This window comes from Vibrio sp. 10N.286.52.F8 (genome assembly GCF_041468745.1).
Classification (GTDB): domain Bacteria; phylum Pseudomonadota; class Gammaproteobacteria; order Enterobacterales; family Vibrionaceae; genus Vibrio; species Vibrio crassostreae_C.
On sequence record NZ_JBFRJF010000003.1, the window covers coordinates 100,561 to 116,704 of the forward strand.

Annotated in this window: 17 protein-coding genes; 5 read left to right on the plus strand and 12 right to left on the minus strand. The window is 41.9% G+C overall.

Going from position 1 to position 16,144, the window contains the following annotated elements:
* Nucleotides 1-258: 258 nt before the first annotated feature.
* Nucleotides 259-762 carry a VC2046/SO_2500 family protein gene (locus AB4133_RS00780; protein ID WP_276605597.1) on the minus strand — a complete coding sequence of 168 codons (504 nt, stop codon included), beginning with the start codon at nucleotides 760-762 and terminating at the stop codon, nucleotides 259-261.
* 247 nt (nucleotides 763-1,009) lie between these two features.
* Nucleotides 1,010-1,594 carry a superoxide dismutase [Fe] gene (sodB, locus tag AB4133_RS00785; protein WP_004734050.1) on the minus strand — a complete coding sequence of 195 codons (585 nt, stop codon included), beginning with the start codon at nucleotides 1,592-1,594 and terminating at the stop codon, nucleotides 1,010-1,012.
* Between the two features lie 269 nt (nucleotides 1,595-1,863).
* On the opposite strand from sodB, the gene AB4133_RS00790 reads away from it, so the two are divergent.
* Entirely contained in the window at nucleotides 1,864-2,202 is a 339-nt protein-coding gene (locus AB4133_RS00790) for a Grx4 family monothiol glutaredoxin (protein ID WP_004741702.1), read from the plus strand.
* 98 nt (nucleotides 2,203-2,300) lie between these two features.
* Nucleotides 2,301-2,930, plus strand: coding sequence for a DsbA family protein (locus tag AB4133_RS00795; RefSeq protein WP_017061180.1), 630 nt, complete (start codon nucleotides 2,301-2,303; stop codon nucleotides 2,928-2,930).
* 190 nt (nucleotides 2,931-3,120) lie between these two features.
* On the opposite strand, the gene AB4133_RS00800 is transcribed toward AB4133_RS00795, so the two are convergent.
* Together AB4133_RS00800 and rnt are read right to left on the minus strand one after the other, a co-directional pair.
* Nucleotides 3,121-4,446 (minus strand): Na+/H+ antiporter family protein, encoded by a 1,326-nt coding sequence (locus AB4133_RS00800; RefSeq protein ID WP_029235135.1) that lies wholly within the window; start codon nucleotides 4,444-4,446, stop codon nucleotides 3,121-3,123.
* 65 nt (nucleotides 4,447-4,511) lie between these two features.
* Nucleotides 4,512-5,156 (minus strand): ribonuclease T, encoded by a 645-nt coding sequence (rnt, locus tag AB4133_RS00805; RefSeq protein WP_017061178.1) that lies wholly within the window; start codon nucleotides 5,154-5,156, stop codon nucleotides 4,512-4,514.
* A gap of 188 nt (nucleotides 5,157-5,344) precedes the next feature.
* Here rnt and motY point away from each other — a divergent pair, with 188 nt between their 5' ends.
* Nucleotides 5,345-6,226 carry a flagellar protein MotY gene (gene motY, locus AB4133_RS00810; RefSeq protein ID WP_017063457.1) on the plus strand — a complete coding sequence of 294 codons (882 nt, stop codon included), beginning with the start codon at nucleotides 5,345-5,347 and terminating at the stop codon, nucleotides 6,224-6,226.
* A 95-nt stretch (nucleotides 6,227-6,321) separates the two neighbouring features.
* Here motY and AB4133_RS00815 read toward each other — a convergent pair whose 3' ends face one another.
* Entirely contained in the window at nucleotides 6,322-6,756 is a 435-nt protein-coding gene (locus AB4133_RS00815; protein ID WP_004734047.1) for a DUF2753 domain-containing protein, read from the minus strand.
* Nucleotides 6,757-6,956: 200 nt separating this feature from the next.
* Nucleotides 6,957-7,373 carry a lactoylglutathione lyase gene (gloA, locus tag AB4133_RS00820; protein ID WP_004734046.1) on the minus strand — a complete coding sequence of 139 codons (417 nt, stop codon included), beginning with the start codon at nucleotides 7,371-7,373 and terminating at the stop codon, nucleotides 6,957-6,959.
* A gap of 765 nt (nucleotides 7,374-8,138) precedes the next feature.
* Here gloA and AB4133_RS00825 point away from each other — a divergent pair.
* Complete coding sequence (locus tag AB4133_RS00825) at nucleotides 8,139-10,892, plus strand: cation-transporting P-type ATPase (protein WP_017061173.1); 2,754 nt, start codon at nucleotides 8,139-8,141, stop codon at nucleotides 10,890-10,892.
* 914 nt (nucleotides 10,893-11,806) lie between these two features.
* Complete coding sequence (locus AB4133_RS00830; protein ID WP_102430419.1) at nucleotides 11,807-11,908, plus strand: transposase family protein; 102 nt, start codon at nucleotides 11,807-11,809, stop codon at nucleotides 11,906-11,908.
* Between the two features lie 22 nt (nucleotides 11,909-11,930).
* Here AB4133_RS00830 and AB4133_RS00835 read toward each other — a convergent pair whose 3' ends face one another.
* From AB4133_RS00835 to AB4133_RS00860, 6 genes are all read right to left on the minus strand, one after another.
* Nucleotides 11,931-12,371, minus strand: a complete 441-nt coding sequence (locus AB4133_RS00835; protein ID WP_102366907.1) for a YiiD C-terminal domain-containing protein — start codon at nucleotides 12,369-12,371, stop codon at nucleotides 11,931-11,933.
* Nucleotides 12,372-12,436: 65 nt separating this feature from the next.
* A complete protein-coding gene (locus AB4133_RS00840) occupies nucleotides 12,437-13,081 on the minus strand; it encodes a DsbA family oxidoreductase (protein ID WP_102366906.1) in 645 nt (214 codons plus the stop codon).
* A 119-nt stretch (nucleotides 13,082-13,200) separates the two neighbouring features.
* On the minus strand, nucleotides 13,201-13,512 hold the full coding sequence (locus AB4133_RS00845; protein ID WP_055024798.1) for an EthD family reductase: 312 nt from the start codon (nucleotides 13,510-13,512) through the stop codon (nucleotides 13,201-13,203).
* Nucleotides 13,513-13,565: 53 nt separating this feature from the next.
* Nucleotides 13,566-14,366 (minus strand): SDR family oxidoreductase, encoded by an 801-nt coding sequence (locus AB4133_RS00850; RefSeq protein ID WP_102366905.1) that lies wholly within the window; start codon nucleotides 14,364-14,366, stop codon nucleotides 13,566-13,568.
* A 141-nt stretch (nucleotides 14,367-14,507) separates the two neighbouring features.
* Complete coding sequence (locus tag AB4133_RS00855) at nucleotides 14,508-15,329, minus strand: AraC family transcriptional regulator (protein WP_198589006.1); 822 nt, start codon at nucleotides 15,327-15,329, stop codon at nucleotides 14,508-14,510.
* Nucleotides 15,330-15,494: 165 nt separating this feature from the next.
* Nucleotides 15,495-16,088 (minus strand): TetR/AcrR family transcriptional regulator, encoded by a 594-nt coding sequence (locus AB4133_RS00860; RefSeq protein ID WP_102366904.1) that lies wholly within the window; start codon nucleotides 16,086-16,088, stop codon nucleotides 15,495-15,497.
* Between the last annotated feature and the right edge of the window lie 56 nt (nucleotides 16,089-16,144).

Genomic DNA, 16,144 nt, shown 5'->3' on the forward strand with positions numbered 1-16,144 from the left:
TCCATGTCGGATAAGGATGGGTTAAAATTTATACAACGGGTGTGAATTGGTTCAAACTAAGGTGTGCCAATTAATAAGTTTTTATGAAGTTAGTGGCACGTCACATTTTGTAGTAACTTCAAGCGGTAACCGACATCAGGTGTTTTTAGGTTGCCTAAGGCTAGTGGTTCATATCATTCGTGTGAATACTTTGAAGTGTGCGAGTTAGTCGAAGAAGAGCTATGGATAGACAGCGAAAAAGGGAAAGGTAGGCGACCGCTATACTTGAGCTTGAATTTGATACTGACGTTGCGCGGTGGTTAGCTCATTGTAGAGCGTGGCATGTGGCAAATCAGGTAAATGCTTGTTTGCGAGTTTGCGTCGGTCATGACCAGAAAGGTTTTGGTAAACCTCTTCGGGTAAGTCGGCTGTATCTTCAGGCATGAAGGCAAGCGCTTCAGGTTTCAAGTAATGGCTGAGCTTGGCGCTGGCAAGGCTAGCTTGATGAAAATGATTAGATTGCTGAGCTGAAATCTCATATGAAGACTGGTTTGAACGCAGTTGTTGAGGTTCTGCTATGCCAAATTGTTTGCGCAGGCGATCTTCATTTGTCTCTGTGATTTCAATGGTGTCAATTGGCGTGCAATCACGGACATCATTAGAAAACATAGATAACAGCAACGCGAAATCTGCACGGCGACCTTGCTCAACCGCTTGGCTGATCCCGATGCCGAACTTCAGTTCGTTGATGATTCCTGGTTTGTCTAAAGTATGTATTTGCATGTCGCCTCTCATTGGATACACCTTTAACGGCATGGAGTCGGCAAACTTTAGTGTTTAATTACAGGCAAATAGAGAATTTATGTAGGGTTGGGAAGAAGGCTATCAATAGTTCGAGAAGTAAGCGCTATTGGCGGGTTTATTACGAAATGTTTAGATTTTGTGGAACACGACAGATACAAAAAAGCTCACGCCGAGGCATGAGCTTTCAATAGATAACTCGCTATAAATAGCGCAGCGTAAGCAATAATTACTTAGCTAGGTTCTCTTCTACGAAAGACCAGTTTACTAGGTTCCAGAATGCAGCCATGTAGTCAGGGCGAACATTGCGGAAATCGATGTAGTAAGCGTGTTCCCATAGGTCAACAGTTAGAAGTGGAGTAACACCTTCTTCTGTTAGAGGAGTAGCAGCGTTAGAAGTGTTAACGATGTCTAGAGAGCCGTCAGCTTTCTTAACTAACCAAGTCCAAGAAGAACCGAAGTTGTTGATTGCTGAATCAGTGAATTTCGCTTTGAATTCTTCGAAAGAACCGAATGCAGCGTTGATAGCTTCTGCAACAGCGCCAGTTGGTTCGCCGCCCGCTTTAGGAGCAAGACAGTGCCAGTAGAACGTGTGGTTCCAGATTTGAGCAGCGTTATTGAAAACACCACCAGTAGAAGTCTTAACGATCTCTTCTAGTGTTTTGCCTTCAAACTCAGTACCTGGGATAAGGCCGTTTAGCTTAACAACGTAAGTGTTGTGGTGCTTACCGTGGTGGAAATCTAGCGTTTCTGCTGAGATGTGTGGTTCTAGCGCGTCTTTCGCGTAAGGAAGAGCCGGTAGTTCAAATGCCATTGCTCAATTCTCCATTGATATGAAAGAGTTAACTCTTTCGATTGCTTCCAGTGATATTATTATTCATGGCTCGCTATACTGCCAACCATGGTCAATTTGCTGACTTGCGATATAGTTTAGCAAGTTTTTACTTTATTAAAAGCTTATTTCATTACTTTTGTGTGAATTGTTAGCTTAGCTTGTTAACCGCTTTTTTTATATGGTTTTTATTCTTTTAGTTTGGGGTAGAATAAAGGCAATAAAAGCCGTAATCCATTAACGAGGAAGCAATGGAAACTATCGATAAAATCAAACAGCAAATTGAAGAAAACACTATTCTACTGTACATGAAAGGTTCTCCTAAGCTACCTAGCTGTGGTTTCTCTTCTCAAGCGTCTCAAGCTCTAATGGCATGTGGCGAAAAATTTGCTTACGTAGATATCCTACAAAACCCTGATATCCGTGCAGAGCTTCCTGCTTACGCACAGTGGCCAACTTTCCCACAACTTTGGGTTGAAGGTGAGCTAATCGGTGGTTGTGACATCATTCTTGAGATGTTCCAAAAAGGCGAACTTCAGCCAATCATCAAAGAAGCAGCGGCTAAAGTTGCTGGCGATGACGCTGAATAAGTTCTAGCCTTTGCGCTGAATAGTTAAAATGAGGGGCCTTAATCAGGCTCCTTTTTTGTTTGAATTGATCGAATCATTGACTCGATAAGGAATGAACAATGAACGTAAAACTTCATTATGTGCATGATCCAATGTGCAGCTGGTGTTGGGGTTACAAGCCAACACTTGAGTTATTGAAACAACAATTGCCTGCGAGCATTGAGTTTAACTATGTAGTGGGTGGTTTGGCCCCGGATTCTGATGAGCCAATGTCAGAAGAGATGAAAGGCAAGCTGCAAGCGATTTGGAAGCAGATCGAAGCTAAGTTGGGTACTGAGTTTAACCATGATTTTTGGACAGAGTGCCAACCTGTTCGCAGTACTTACCCTGCGTGCCGTGCCGTGATTGCTGCAGGTTTTCAAGACCACTACGAAGCGATGCTTGAAGCGATTCAACATGCTTACTACCTTCGTGCGATGTTGCCACATAGCCAAGACACACATTTGCAGTTGGCTGAAGAGCTAGGTATGAATGTTCAACAGTTTGAAAATGACCTTTCTAGCAAGTTATTGGAAAGTGAGTTAGATGACCAGCTAGGCTTTAAAGAAGCGATGGGTGTATTTTCTTACCCGACCTTAATGCTTGAAGTGAACGGCATCTTTAGTGAAGTTGAATTGGATTATCATTCAACGGAAGCGACGCTTAAGTCTATTCGCGAAATTTTAGTGAGTAATGCTCCCGCTGCGTAATTCAGCGAGAGTCATCTGTATTCGCAATGATTTCTAAGGCTTACTCATCAGAGTAAGCCTTTTTTGTTTGGTGTCGCTAGTTCAATGAGAGTGAGCGGAAGGAAGAGTAGAATGAATCTCAGAGACAAAAAAGACCGCACGAGGCGGTCTTTATAAAAGTGAGTGTAGGGCTCTTTAACTACAAACCTAATTACAGAACCATGGCTGCAATCCAACCGAATACGATCAGTGGGATGTTGTAGTGCAGGAATGTTGGAACTACGGTTTCCCATACGTGCTCGTGTTGACCATCAGCATTTAGACCAGACGTTGGACCTAATGTTGAGTCAGAAGCCGGAGAGCCCGCATCACCAAGTGCAGCAGCTGTACCTACTAGAGCGATTGTTGCCATTGGCGAGAAGCCAAATGCTGCTGCTAGTGGAACGTAGATAGTTGCAAGGATTGGAATCGTAGAGAACGAAGAACCAATGCCCATAGTAACCAATAGACCAACAATTAGCATAAGTAGTGCTGCTAGAGGCTTGTTGTCGCCGATGCTTGTTGAAAGTGCTTCAACCAAAGATTCAACGCCACCTGTTTGCTTCATAACTGCCGCGAAACCTGCTGCTGCAATCATGATGAAACCGATCATTGCCATCATGTGAACGCCCTTGGTGAAGACATCTTGTGTCTCTTTCCAAGCAATAACGCCACCGAAGGTAAATACCATGAAACCCGCTAGAGCACCGATGATCATAGAGCCAGTCGATAGTTGAACTGTTAGCGCTGCTACGATACCAGCTGCTGCTACTAGGATGTGCTTCTTGTTGATCTCTTTCACTTCTGTTGAAACAACAGTGTGAGAGGTTTCTTTGTATTGGCGAGGCTTACGGTAAGTAAAGAATACTGCAGTAAGAAGACCGAAGATCATGCCCGCAGCGGGTAACAACATCGCCATTGGCACTTGGCTTGCTACTACGTTTTCAAGACCATTGTCGTGAAGGTTTTTAAGCAGAATGTTGTTTAGGAAGATGCCACCAAAACCAATCGGTAGCACCATGTAAGGTGTAATCAGACCAAAAGTAAGTACACACGCAACTAGACGGCGGTCTAGGTTCATTTTTGCGAATACGCCTAGTAGAGGTGGGATTAAGATTGGGATGAAGGCGATATGTACTGGAATCACGTTTTGCGAAGACATGGTCACTAAGATCAACGACGCAAGCATGCCGTATTTAAGACCAGTCGATGCCGCACTGTTCTCTTTGCCGTGAATGCGTTTGATAACACTTTGAGCAAGGAGATCTGTGATACCAGAACGTGAGATAGCAACAGCGAATGTACCAAGCATAGCGTAGCTAAGTGCAATCGTTGCACCGCCGCCTAATCCACTTTCGAAAGCCGCGACTGCGTCGTTCAAGCTCATACCAGAGGCTACGCCACCGATAATTGCACTGAACGTCAGAGCAACGACTACGTTTACGCGCATCAAAGCTAAAACAAGCATGATGCAAACTGAAATTACAACAGGATTCATATTATTCTCGGGATGTTGTGTTTTTTATGAAGGCAATACGAAAAAACGTTTACCGACTCTATTTTTTATTCTTCGTCAACAAGAGGCCAACCACCAAGGGCTTTCCATTTGTTTACAATGCCGCAAAATAACTCTGTGGTTTTTTGCGTATCATACAAAGCAGAGTGTGCTTCTTTGTTGTCAAATTCCATCCCTGCAGTGCGGCAAGCTTTAGCCAAAACGGTTTGACCGTAGGCAAGACCACTAAGAGCTGCAGTGTCAAAAGTAGCAAATGGATGGAAAGGGACGCGTTTAAGCTTACAGCGCTCACTTGCCGCATTAACGAAGTTCAAATCGAATGTAGCGTTGTGAGCAACCATGATTGCGCGACTGCAATCTGAAGCTTTTTGTTCTTTTCTCACTAGCTTGTAGATTTCTTTAAGGGCTTCTTGTTCCGACACAGCACCACGTAATGGGCTAAATGGGTCTTTAATTCCGTTAAAGTCTAATGCTGCCTGCTCTATATTTGCGCCTTCAAAAGGCTCAATGTGAAAATGAAGCGTTGATGCAGGGTGCAGATCTCCGTTCTCATCCATTTTTAATGTAATGGCACAGATTTCTAATAATGCATCGGTTTCAGCGTTAAACCCTGCGGTTTCCACGTCGATGACCACTGGAAAATAGCCGCGAAAGCGTTTTTTTAGGGTCAGAGCTTCGTTTTCTACAGTCATGTTAGCCCAAATAAGTGTGATTAAGGCTACATTATTGCAGATAATAGCAGTGATAAAAACTAGGGAAGGGCAATAAATCTTAAATTACCCAACCCATTACGGCTTGATAATTGCATATTTAAACGTGAGAGAAAAATGCGGCAATTGGCTGCATTGTTAAACGAATTGCTTAAGAGATACTCCACTTTATGAAGAAACAACTCATAACAGGTTCAATGCTATTTTCGCTACTTGTGTCGTCATCGGTCATGGCACAAGAAAAGCGTTACGGAGCATCTCCTCAACAGTCGACATGGGAGATGGTAGCCAACACGCCACTTGAATGTCGCTTGGTTCACCCAATTCCAAACTTTGGTGATGCTGAGTTCTCATCTCGCGCGAGTAAAAAAATCATTTTGGACTTTGAGCTTAAAATGCGCCGTCCAATGGGTGCGACGCGCAATGTAAGCTTGATCTCTATGCCGCCACCTTGGCGTCCGGGCGAAAGTGCTGATCGTATGACAACCATTAAGTTCTTCCAGCAATTTGACGGCTATGTCGGCGGTCAAACAGCTTGGGGCATCTTGAGTGAGTTGGAGAAAGGGCGTTATCCGACATTCAGCTACCAAGAGTGGCAGAGCCGAGATCAACGTATCGAAGTGTCGTTGTCGTCGGTGTTGTTCCAAGAAAAATACAATGTGTTCAGTGACTGTGTTGCTAATCTGCTGCCTTACAGCTTTGAAGATATCTCTTTCACTATTTTGCATTACGACCGCAACAGCGATCAGCTGAATAAATCGTCGCGTAAAAGGCTGAGCCAGATTGCTGATTACGTTCGCTATAATCAAGACATCGACCTTGTGCTGGTGGCAACGTACACCGACTCTGTCGACAGCAAAGGGATTAGCCAAAACCTTTCAGAGCGCAGAGCGGAATCGTTAAGAGAGTACTTCAAATCTCTAGGCTTGCCAGAAGATCGTATTCAAGTACAAGGCTATGGTAAGCGTCGTCCGATTGCAGACAATAACTCGCCAATTGGTAAAGACAAGAACCGACGTGTTGTGATCTCTTTAGGTCGTACACAGGTTTAAGCTAAACAATAGCTTGTTTTGAAATGACAAAGCCCGTCTTGATGACGGGCTTTTTTATGTTTTAGATTTGGAGTCGTTGTTTGGACGTAACTTGTTTAGTTCAAGCGGAAGCGGGCGATCATTTCACAGTTGGTCGCGGTATCGATCTTCTCCACCATAGAGGCAATTTTAGGGTTTGGGTGGCGTTTCATGAAATCGATCAGCGCTTTCTTACAGCAACCAATAGAATCGATAAAGCTTGAACATTGAGTATTAGGGCACTGAGGGATCAGTGTGAGTACCTTTTCGGAAGCCAGTTGAAGATACTTGAGCTCGTATTCAGTGTCGCCAGCCCAACGCCAGAATTGAGCAAGATTGTGGCAAGAAATCACCGAGATCAGTAAGCGTTCATCGGCTTGAATATCGGTGCGTTCTGTAATTTCTTCACTTAAGTTCAAAGCCTGCTGATAATGAAGAATACTTCGTACAGGATCGTCGAGCTGCAATGCAGTATCGGCAAGTAACGTGTGTTTTTCCCATTCGCTAATCATTGTATTACCTCACTAATCAATAGGTGGTTAATTTAAATGATAATCATTATCATGTAAAGTTTCATCAATGAGATTGTTAAGAATAATTGGTAAAGAATATCGATTATGGTGAGAGTGATAAAAAAGAAGCGAGCATAGTGCTCGCTTCGTTTTTCATTTCATCAGGCGTTCAAACTCAACTTCTCAAAGAGGTTAAGGAATTAACCTTCTAGACCTGCGCTTGCTTGTTTGTTCTGAATCAGCTCAATCATGTAGCCATCAGGATCTTTAACGAACGCAATGTGTGTAGAGCCGCCTTTAACCGGACCCGCTTCTCGCGTTACGTTGCCGCCAGCTGCTTTAATCGCATCACACGTTGTGTAGATGTCATCAACACCGATAGCAACGTGACCAAAAGCAGAGCCAAGATCGTATTCCGTGGTGCCCCAGTTGTAAGTCAGCTCAATCACTGCGCCTTGAGATTCGTCGCCAAAGCCAACGAAAGCCAGTGTGTATTCGTACTCTTTGTTTTCGTTCTTACGTAATAGCTGCATGCCCATTACATTGGTGTAGAACTCGATAGACTTGTCTAGATCACCCACGCGTAGCATGGTGTGTAAAATACGACCGTTTGACATGATTTGCTCCTAGCTTGTTATTGGTTGTTTCTTTTATAGCACTATATATGAGCAAGCTCATAAGCAACACCAAAGAGATGATGAGTTTGGTCATATTTTCTTATTCTCATCATCTATCTTACTCTCCCCCTCTGCCTTTTTTCTTATTTGTATTACAAGAAATTAAAGAGCGACGGCCTTATTAATTTGTCAGTCACTAGCGCTTAATTCGCAGTTTTGCATAAATAGTAAGTTTGAGTGTTGGTCTTTTTTGTAATGGCCAAGAATGGCCTTGGTTGTTGAATTGTGACTTATATCTCCATCTTGTTGCTGATTTCCTTTCGTTTTTACAATTGGCATCTAACTTTCCATTTTATCAATTTATGATTACGCCAACATCTCCCTGTTTATAGAAAGGTTATTCCGATGTTTTACTTCGTTATTAAGGAATTTTCGATAAAATACGCCGATAACCAATGGTTTTTACGAAAGTGCAAAGGGTGTCTATTTTTTGTGCTTATCTTTTTTAAACAATAGTTTGGGCTTGTATTGTTTGTTTGATGTTTGATGTTTGATGTGGTTGTGTTTTCAAAGTAGTTGTCAAGTGTGTATCAAGTGTATCTTTTGCGATCTTTGCTAAATAGACAATCCTTACTATATAGTTTTTCAAGCGCACTAAATCGACTAAATATTCACTTTTGATTTGTGCGATTTTTCTATCACATAAGAATAAGTATTATTTTATTACATTAGCCTCGGCGTGAGGCATTGATGTGGAGTACTCAAATGACGAGTAAATGGTTTACACAACAAAGTTCAGATGTTTTAAACGAACTGAACGCAGATCAAACGACAGGTTTATCAACTTCTGAAGCGGATGCACGCTTAGAGAAGCACGGCACTAACGAACTGACTGCACAAGAGTCAGCTTCTGCGTGGGAACTGTATATTCATCAATATAAAAACCCACTGATTTTTATTCTAGCTGTTGGTGCAATCGTTTCTTGGTCTACTGGCCACGCGATTGATGCTATGGCTATTGCAGTGATTATCCTTATCAATACTGGTATCGCGTTCTGGCAAGAATTTAAAGCTCAGAAAGGGATGGAAGCGCTAAAAGAAATGGCAGCTCCAGAAGCCGAAGTGATGCGCGATGGTAAATGGATCAGTGTTCCAGCTAAAACCCTCGTTCCTGGTGACATCATCAAAATTAATACTGGCGATATTCTGCCTGCTGATGTTCGTATTCTTGAGTCAAACCGTCTGACGGTAGATGAGGCTGCACTGACCGGTGAATCTGAGCCAGTGAATAAGCAGTCTGAACGCCTTGAAGATGAGACCCTTGGTCTTGGCGATCAGAAGAACATGGGCTTCATGACAACAATCGTGACTACAGGTACAGGCCTTGCTGTGGTAACAAGCACAGGTATGCAAACTGAAGTTGGTCACATCGCTGATATGATGAACCAAACGGAAGAGACGAAAACACCAATGCAAGAGCGTATGGACACCATCGCACTCGCATTATTGGTTGTTGCTCTTGTGGTTGTTGCTATTGTTTGTGCTATCGGTGTTTACCACGGTATGCCATGGTTAGAAATCCTAACAACAGGTATCTCTTTATCGGTTGCCGCTATTCCTGAAGGTTTACCAACGGTGGTTACTATCGTATTAACGATGGGCTCGACTAAGATGGTTAAGAATAATGCTTTGGCTAAACAGCTAGCAGCAATCGAAACGCTTGGTTCTACAACCGTTATCTGTTCAGATAAAACCGGTACGCTAACACAAAACCAAATGCAGGTGATGAAAGCGTACGATGTGTCTGGTCGTTACTGGGATGTGTCAGGTAAAGGTTTTGATCCTAAGGGTGAATTCATTACCAAAGGTCACAATGTCGAAGCGACAAACAGCCCTGCAATGATGAAAGGTCTTGTTGTTGCAACGCTTTGTAACGATGCTGAATATGTAAATGCTGATGGTAAATGGACGGTTCGTGGCAACCCGACAGAAGGTGCACTAATTGTTGCAGCTGCAAAAGCAGGTCTTAAACAAGATGAAATGCTATCAACGGGTGGCTACTCAATCGTTAAGAAGTTCCCGTTCGATTCTGGTCGTAAGATGGCTTCTGTTATCGTTCGTGACCCACAAGGTAAGCACTTCCTAGCATTGAAAGGTGCGCCAGATGTTGTTCTTGGTAAATCAACCAGCTTCATGGTTGACGGTGGTTTCGTACCAACGGTTGGCTGTGAAGTTTCAGGCAACTTGGCTCTCGATACCGCACCGTCTCAAGAGCTTCATTTAAACTTTGAAGCGGCAATCCAAACCTTTGGTGGTGATGCTCTGCGTACACTTGCCGTTGGTTTCCGTGAATTAAAAGAAGAAGAGCTTGAGTTAGATTTCCCTGAGCTTGAAAAAGACGTCAGCATCCTGGGTATCTATGGCATCATGGATCCACCACGCCCAGAAGTACGCGATGCAGTAAATAGCTGTTATAGCGCTGGTGTTCGTACGGTAATGATTACCGGTGACCACGCAGTCACGGCAGCAGCGATTGCTCGTGAAATCGGAATCATCCGTAGCGAAGACGATCTAGTGGTAACGGGTGCTGAGCTTGACCAAATGGATGACGAGAAGCTGTTGTCTATCTGTTCTCAGGTTGCAGTATTTGCCCGTGTTACTCCAGAGCACAAGCTGCGTATCGTAAAAGCGCAGCAAGAGAACAATGAAGTTGCCTCTATGACCGGTGACGGCGTGAACGATGCGCCAGCACTGCGTCGTGCAGACATTGGTGTTGCGATGGGTATTACAGGTACGTCTGTTGCGAAAGACTCAGGTGACCTTATCCTGTTGGATGACAACTTCAGTACTATCGTGAAGGCGGTACGTCAGGGTCGTCAAATTTTCGATAACCTACGTAAGTTTATCCGCCAAGCACTTACAGCGAACGTGGGTGAGGTTTCGGTAATCCTATTTGCATTCCTACTCATGGGACCAGATGTAGTACTTCCGCTAACTCCACTAATGATTTTATGGGTTAACCTCGTTTCTGATGGTCTACCAGCACTCGCACTCGGTGTTGAGCCAGAAGAGAAAGATCTCATGGAGCGTAAGCCAGGCAAACGTGACCAAGGCTTCTTCTCTAATGGTCTAGGCGCTCGTATCCTAACTCGTGGTCTCGCATTAGGTGGTCTAAGCTTTGTGACATTCTCTTACGCACTCGACGGTGGTTACAGTGCTCAATACGCACAAACCGTTGCGTTTTTAACACTGATCTTTGCTCAACTTTGGAGCTTGTTCGATGCACGTACGTTTACAACGATTTATCGTAAGAATCCGTTCACTAACCACTACCTACTTGGTGCGGTGGCAGTATCGGCTATCTTGTCTTTAAGCGTTGTGTACACAAGCTTCGGTCAGTTGGTATTCAGCACAGAAGCGCTAGAATTTAATCACTTAATATCGTTAATCTTCATTGCAGCAGTACCAACATTTGTTCTATCTGCTATCAAAGAAGTGACTAAAGTGGAGTTTATCTAAGACAGACTTCTTAGCTAAATAATTGAATCCCGCCATAAAAGGCGGGATTTTTTATGCCTGTTGTCTTGGGAACGCAGAATTAGAAGTGAAAACTTATGTAGAGGCGGATTCTAGAGAGTGGCAATAAAAAAGCAGCGCTTTAAGCGCTGCCGTATTGATTAATCGTTGTGAACGGAAAGACTAATCTTCGCTCTTTTCTTTGAATTCACTTTATATGAACTAAAAATCATCTTTACTCGGTGGGTGAGTGAGTGACTATCTAGTTATTGTAAGGGGTGTAAGTGCCATCAACGGTAAAAATACATTACAAATACCCTTTAATTTGTAAAGGTGATGATTTTATAAGACTAAACTCGACAAAATCATCCCCAATATCCTTTACAAAAATAGTAACAAATTAATCAAATACACTCTAGTTGACTTTACCCAAAGTCTTGGCAAGGCGATGGCCTCACTGCGTGAACCATCACCCTGCTAAAAGGGTATCTAGGGGAATGATGGTAAAGTAAAATAATAAAGCCACTCCTGACGCTCGCACGGCTCGCTAGTCGCTAGGCGTTTATGATTTTTCTTGACCATCGGTATCACTCACAAAAGAGCTTCGTAACTCGTTTTTGGACAGGAATCATTTAGAGTACTCTGTCTAAGTCGACTAATATTGATTAGAAAAAATATCCCAAATTATCAAAGATCTATAATTAGTTTTGCCCTCTTTATCTACAAAACGAGCGGTGAGCGGTAGCCGTAGAGTACAGGGCAAGATCACCAAGCTTTACCTTGAGCTAAGTTTTTTATCTTATACTTCTTTTTGATAACAAACCAAGTCAACCATGTCTGAGCTCAATTTATTCAAGTACTTTGTAGCCATTGAAGATACACGCCAATCAGGATGAGTTGTAAATAAACTCTTTGATATTCTGTTCCTTACCACTAGCGTTGTGATTGCAGGAAGTCAAGGTTGGGAAGAAATTGAAAAGTTCGGGCGTGACAAACTGGATTGGTTGCGTAAGTTTTAGTTTTCTTTGCATTTTGACCTAATTACTCTTTATTAAAAACGACGTATACTCCCTCAAAAGTAGCAACCAACTCATCCGCACAAAATAGATTGCAGGCTATTTGAACACGCCCTTTTCCCTTGCGTTGAAACGCACGATGAAACCGAGACCACGCCGTAAGGTTGTCATATTTACATACTGCTGTTACATCTTTGTTGGCGGGCTTCAGGTATCGAATGCTATTTTCTTGAATAACAATTTGATGTTTTTTACCCTCTAACTGGGCATAAACTAAAGACCAACCTGCCAAAATACCAACAACAGATAAGCTGCCGCCAAACACCGTATTCATGTGGTTTGTATTCACTCTCAATGGTGCAGTAATCTCGATATTTTTGCTGCTACAAGTATTCACACCGATACCGAGAGACTTTGATACTGGTATATGATGATGAAGGTAGACTTCAAGCTCTCTATTTTTCATATAGACCGTTGCCTTTTTCAGACCGCCACAATATTGCAAAAGTCCGTTTTAGAGGGATGCAGGAATTACACTTTAGCTAATTCAGTTAATACTTGCTTATAAGTATCCACTGATTGGGCTCCAGAAATAGCGCTCTCGCGATTGAATACAACCGTTGGAACACCTGATATACCCGCTTGTTTCCATTGTTGTTCCAGCGACTGGACATGACTTCGAATATCATCATCATCTAGGCATTGCATTGCTTCGTCAACATTAATACCAAGACTTTGCAACTCTTGCTCGAGGGTACTCTTGCTGGATATATCTTTTTGCTCGCTATAAAACGAAGCAAATAACCGGTTTTTAAGCTCGGTTTGCTTGCCTACACTTTTTGCATGCTCCAGAAGAATATGAGCATCAAGGGTATTTACAGCTTTTAGCCCGTCAAAGTAGTCGAATTTAAATCCAACGTCTTCTCCAAGCTCTGTCATCTCTTTTCTGAAACGAATGCTATCTTCTAATGTAGTACCGTACTTCCTTTTAAGGTGGGCACGTAGGTCTTCACCTTCAAGCGGCATATCTGGATTTAACTGAAAAGGTTGCCACTCAATCTCAATGCGATCTTCTATACCAAGCTCTTTTATCGCGGTATTTAAACGCTTATAACCGATAATACACCAAGGACAAATCACATCTGACACTATATCCAATTTGATTTTCTTATTCATATTTAACTCTTTTTATCAAGCGTTTAGTTTCAATTTTATTTCATTAAATAACACTAAGCAGAATCCAAATTGTTTATTATTCGGTATCCTGCTCATTTTCACCGTAGAGAGTTGCGGTTCTATATTTTTTGCTCACAAAGCTGAATTGTTGGAACGGTATTAGTGAAGTTCGGTACATCAGCTTTTATCTTCTCTGCATTTGGGCCAAATGCCGTTTGAAATGACTCTATAGATTCAAATGAAATTGTACTAATCGCCACATATGCCGCTGCTTCACCAGGAACAACACTTGTTAGCCCTGCATCTACTGTCGCCCCTTTTAGTGCGTCTCCCAGAAGCTCTCCTATCATAGGAACATGTTTGTTGCAGTAGTAATCAAAATCAAAAATCACATCATCGTTATTTGGGTATATTACGTATACTTTAATCATTGCTTTTTCCCTTTTTCCCTTTTTCTTTCACTAAAGTTTTAAACTGTTGGGGGTTACATTTTGTTCTTGGGCATTGCTTTTCCAATCATTGATTCACCCATTATTGCCTGCTTTTGGTGGGAGATGATCCCAGAAAGAATAGCGGTCATTCGATTACGTTTACCTGGAACCACAACTGCTTTTCTACCCAAACCATTGATAGCTATTTCTGCTACTTCCGCTGGATCTTTTGCAACCATTGGTAGTTTTGACCAGTCAACACCATTATCAGCAGTCATCGGTGTAGTTGTTAACCCAGGAGAAAGAACCGTTACATCAATACCTTTGGGTTTAAGTTCGCCATGAAGAGATGCACCTAGCTGAAGAACATAGGCTTTGGTACCTGCATAATTTGAAAAATATGGGGAAACCATATGACCAGAAAGACTTGATACCATTAAAATGCCGCCTCTTTTTCTTTCGATCATCGCTGGTGTAAAGTGGTGAGTCAGTTGCAATACAGAGGTAACGTTAAGCTGTATCATCTTCAACTCTTGCTCTAGAGATGATTTAGCAAACGAACCATTAACTTCAATACCAGCGGCTAGTACAAGTAGCCCAATACTTTTGTCAATTTGCTTAACTTTTTCGACGCCTTCTGACGTACTTAAGTCAGCAGAAACGGTCGTTGCTTTAATTCCGTAGCGTTCAGTAAGCAACGTAGCTTGCTCTTCAAGCTCTTTTTCTCGACGAGCGACCAAAACAATGTTCAATCCTTTTGCTGCAATCTGGCTTGCCATTTCTGCGCCAATGCCTGATGTTGCCCCTGTGATAAGTGCCCAATCACCATATTTTTCTTTAAAGCTGATACCCATAATTCGTTACCTTTCTCTGTGTTTAGTTGATGGGGTAACTATATGGAATTTGGAGGTACAGGGCTCTCCATAAAAGTTCAAAAATTGCTCACATTAGTTCAAACGAGCCAACCTGAATGGAAAGGTTAAAATGCGTTGGTGTCAGGTTAAACGAAATTGAGAAGGGGATAGACCTGTTTGTCCTTTAAAGGCACGGTTAAACGTGGAAATCGACTCGAAACCTGTTTCAAAAACGATGTCGGAGATACGTAAGCTATTATCTTTCAGTAACACTTTAGCTTTGTTGATTTTTAATTTGGTAATGTATTTTATTGGGGGTTCTGAATACACCTCTTTAAACTTACGTTTAAAAGTAGAAACACTCATATGACACAATGCTGCCAACTCATCCACACTCAGATCCGCATACAGATTACTTTGGATAATATCTTCAAATTTGGCAAAGTTAGGTTTAAACATAGAAGCAAGAAAATCGAGTTCAGAAGGTGCGCTGGTTCTTTTCGCCATAAGAATGACAAATTCACGTAGTTTGCTCTCGATAAGCAAATCATCCGCCAACTCTGGAGAATCCAGCAATATACTGATGCTATCACGATAGTGCTCTAGCAATTTGTCCACTTCAACCTGCAAAATATTATAATCGACCCTGTATTTTGACTGGCTAATATCAAAGTTAAACAGTGACTGAAATATTTCAGGATAGAGAAGGATACCAATCGCTTCACCTGCACCTTCATCATTATGATAGCTAGTGTTTTCATAAAAGTAGTTGGTGCATTTTGCCAGTATTCCGCAGTTTTTGTTCAATGAAGCAGATTCTGTCTGTTCCCTGACGTTAAAATCGCCATTTGTGACAAACGCAAAACACGCTTCACTGTCTACAAATACGCGCGGCATACGTTTGAAACTGGGTATATCTTGTTTTTGAAAAACAATACGTCCATTATATTTTATTGTTTTCATTTAAAGGCACCATTCAATAGTATTGCGATAAGGATAAAGCAGTCTACCTGCTCGATTAACTAATTGGCTCAACTAGAATCGTGTTGCTACGGTGCTGCACTCATAATCATTAGACATCTAAAACTCGACAACAAAGCTAAAGCTCGAGAATAGTCTACGCATAATCTATTTTTCAAATGTACTCAATACAAGCATGAATGCATGTATAGATCGAGCGAGAGATTCATGTGGTCTTTGCCCTCTTGATTGAACTTTTAGTCCTTGACGAAACGTAAGGAAATAGTCGGTCAAATGCTCTGCATCTATACCATCAATAAGTCGTTCTGTTTTCTCATATTGAGTAAAAAATGCCAGTGTTGCAATACGACCTTGTTCAAACTTCTTAATAACATACTCATAGAGGGCTGGTTCGTTTGATTTTAATTCAACAATACTGTTTGTAATTAAGCAGCCGTAAGTGAGTAGATCATTCTCTGGATTTAAGAACTCACTATCAAATAAATATTGAAGATTCTCTGATATTGATTTATTTGAGTCGAGTTTCTTGAGTACCACAGACATGTGATGCTCAACATAGAAATCTACTATACATTTAAACACGGTTTCTTTGTTGCCAAACGCGTTGTAAATACTGGTTTTCGTTAATCCTGTAACGGTCGATAATTGATCCACCTTAGTCGACGCATAACCATGCTGCCAAAAATATTTGGCCATAACTCCAAGCACTTCTATCTCGTCAAACTGTCTTTTCTTTGCCATTTATCTATACAACTACATAAAATTCTTATTGACACCTATTGTACTAGTTAGTACAT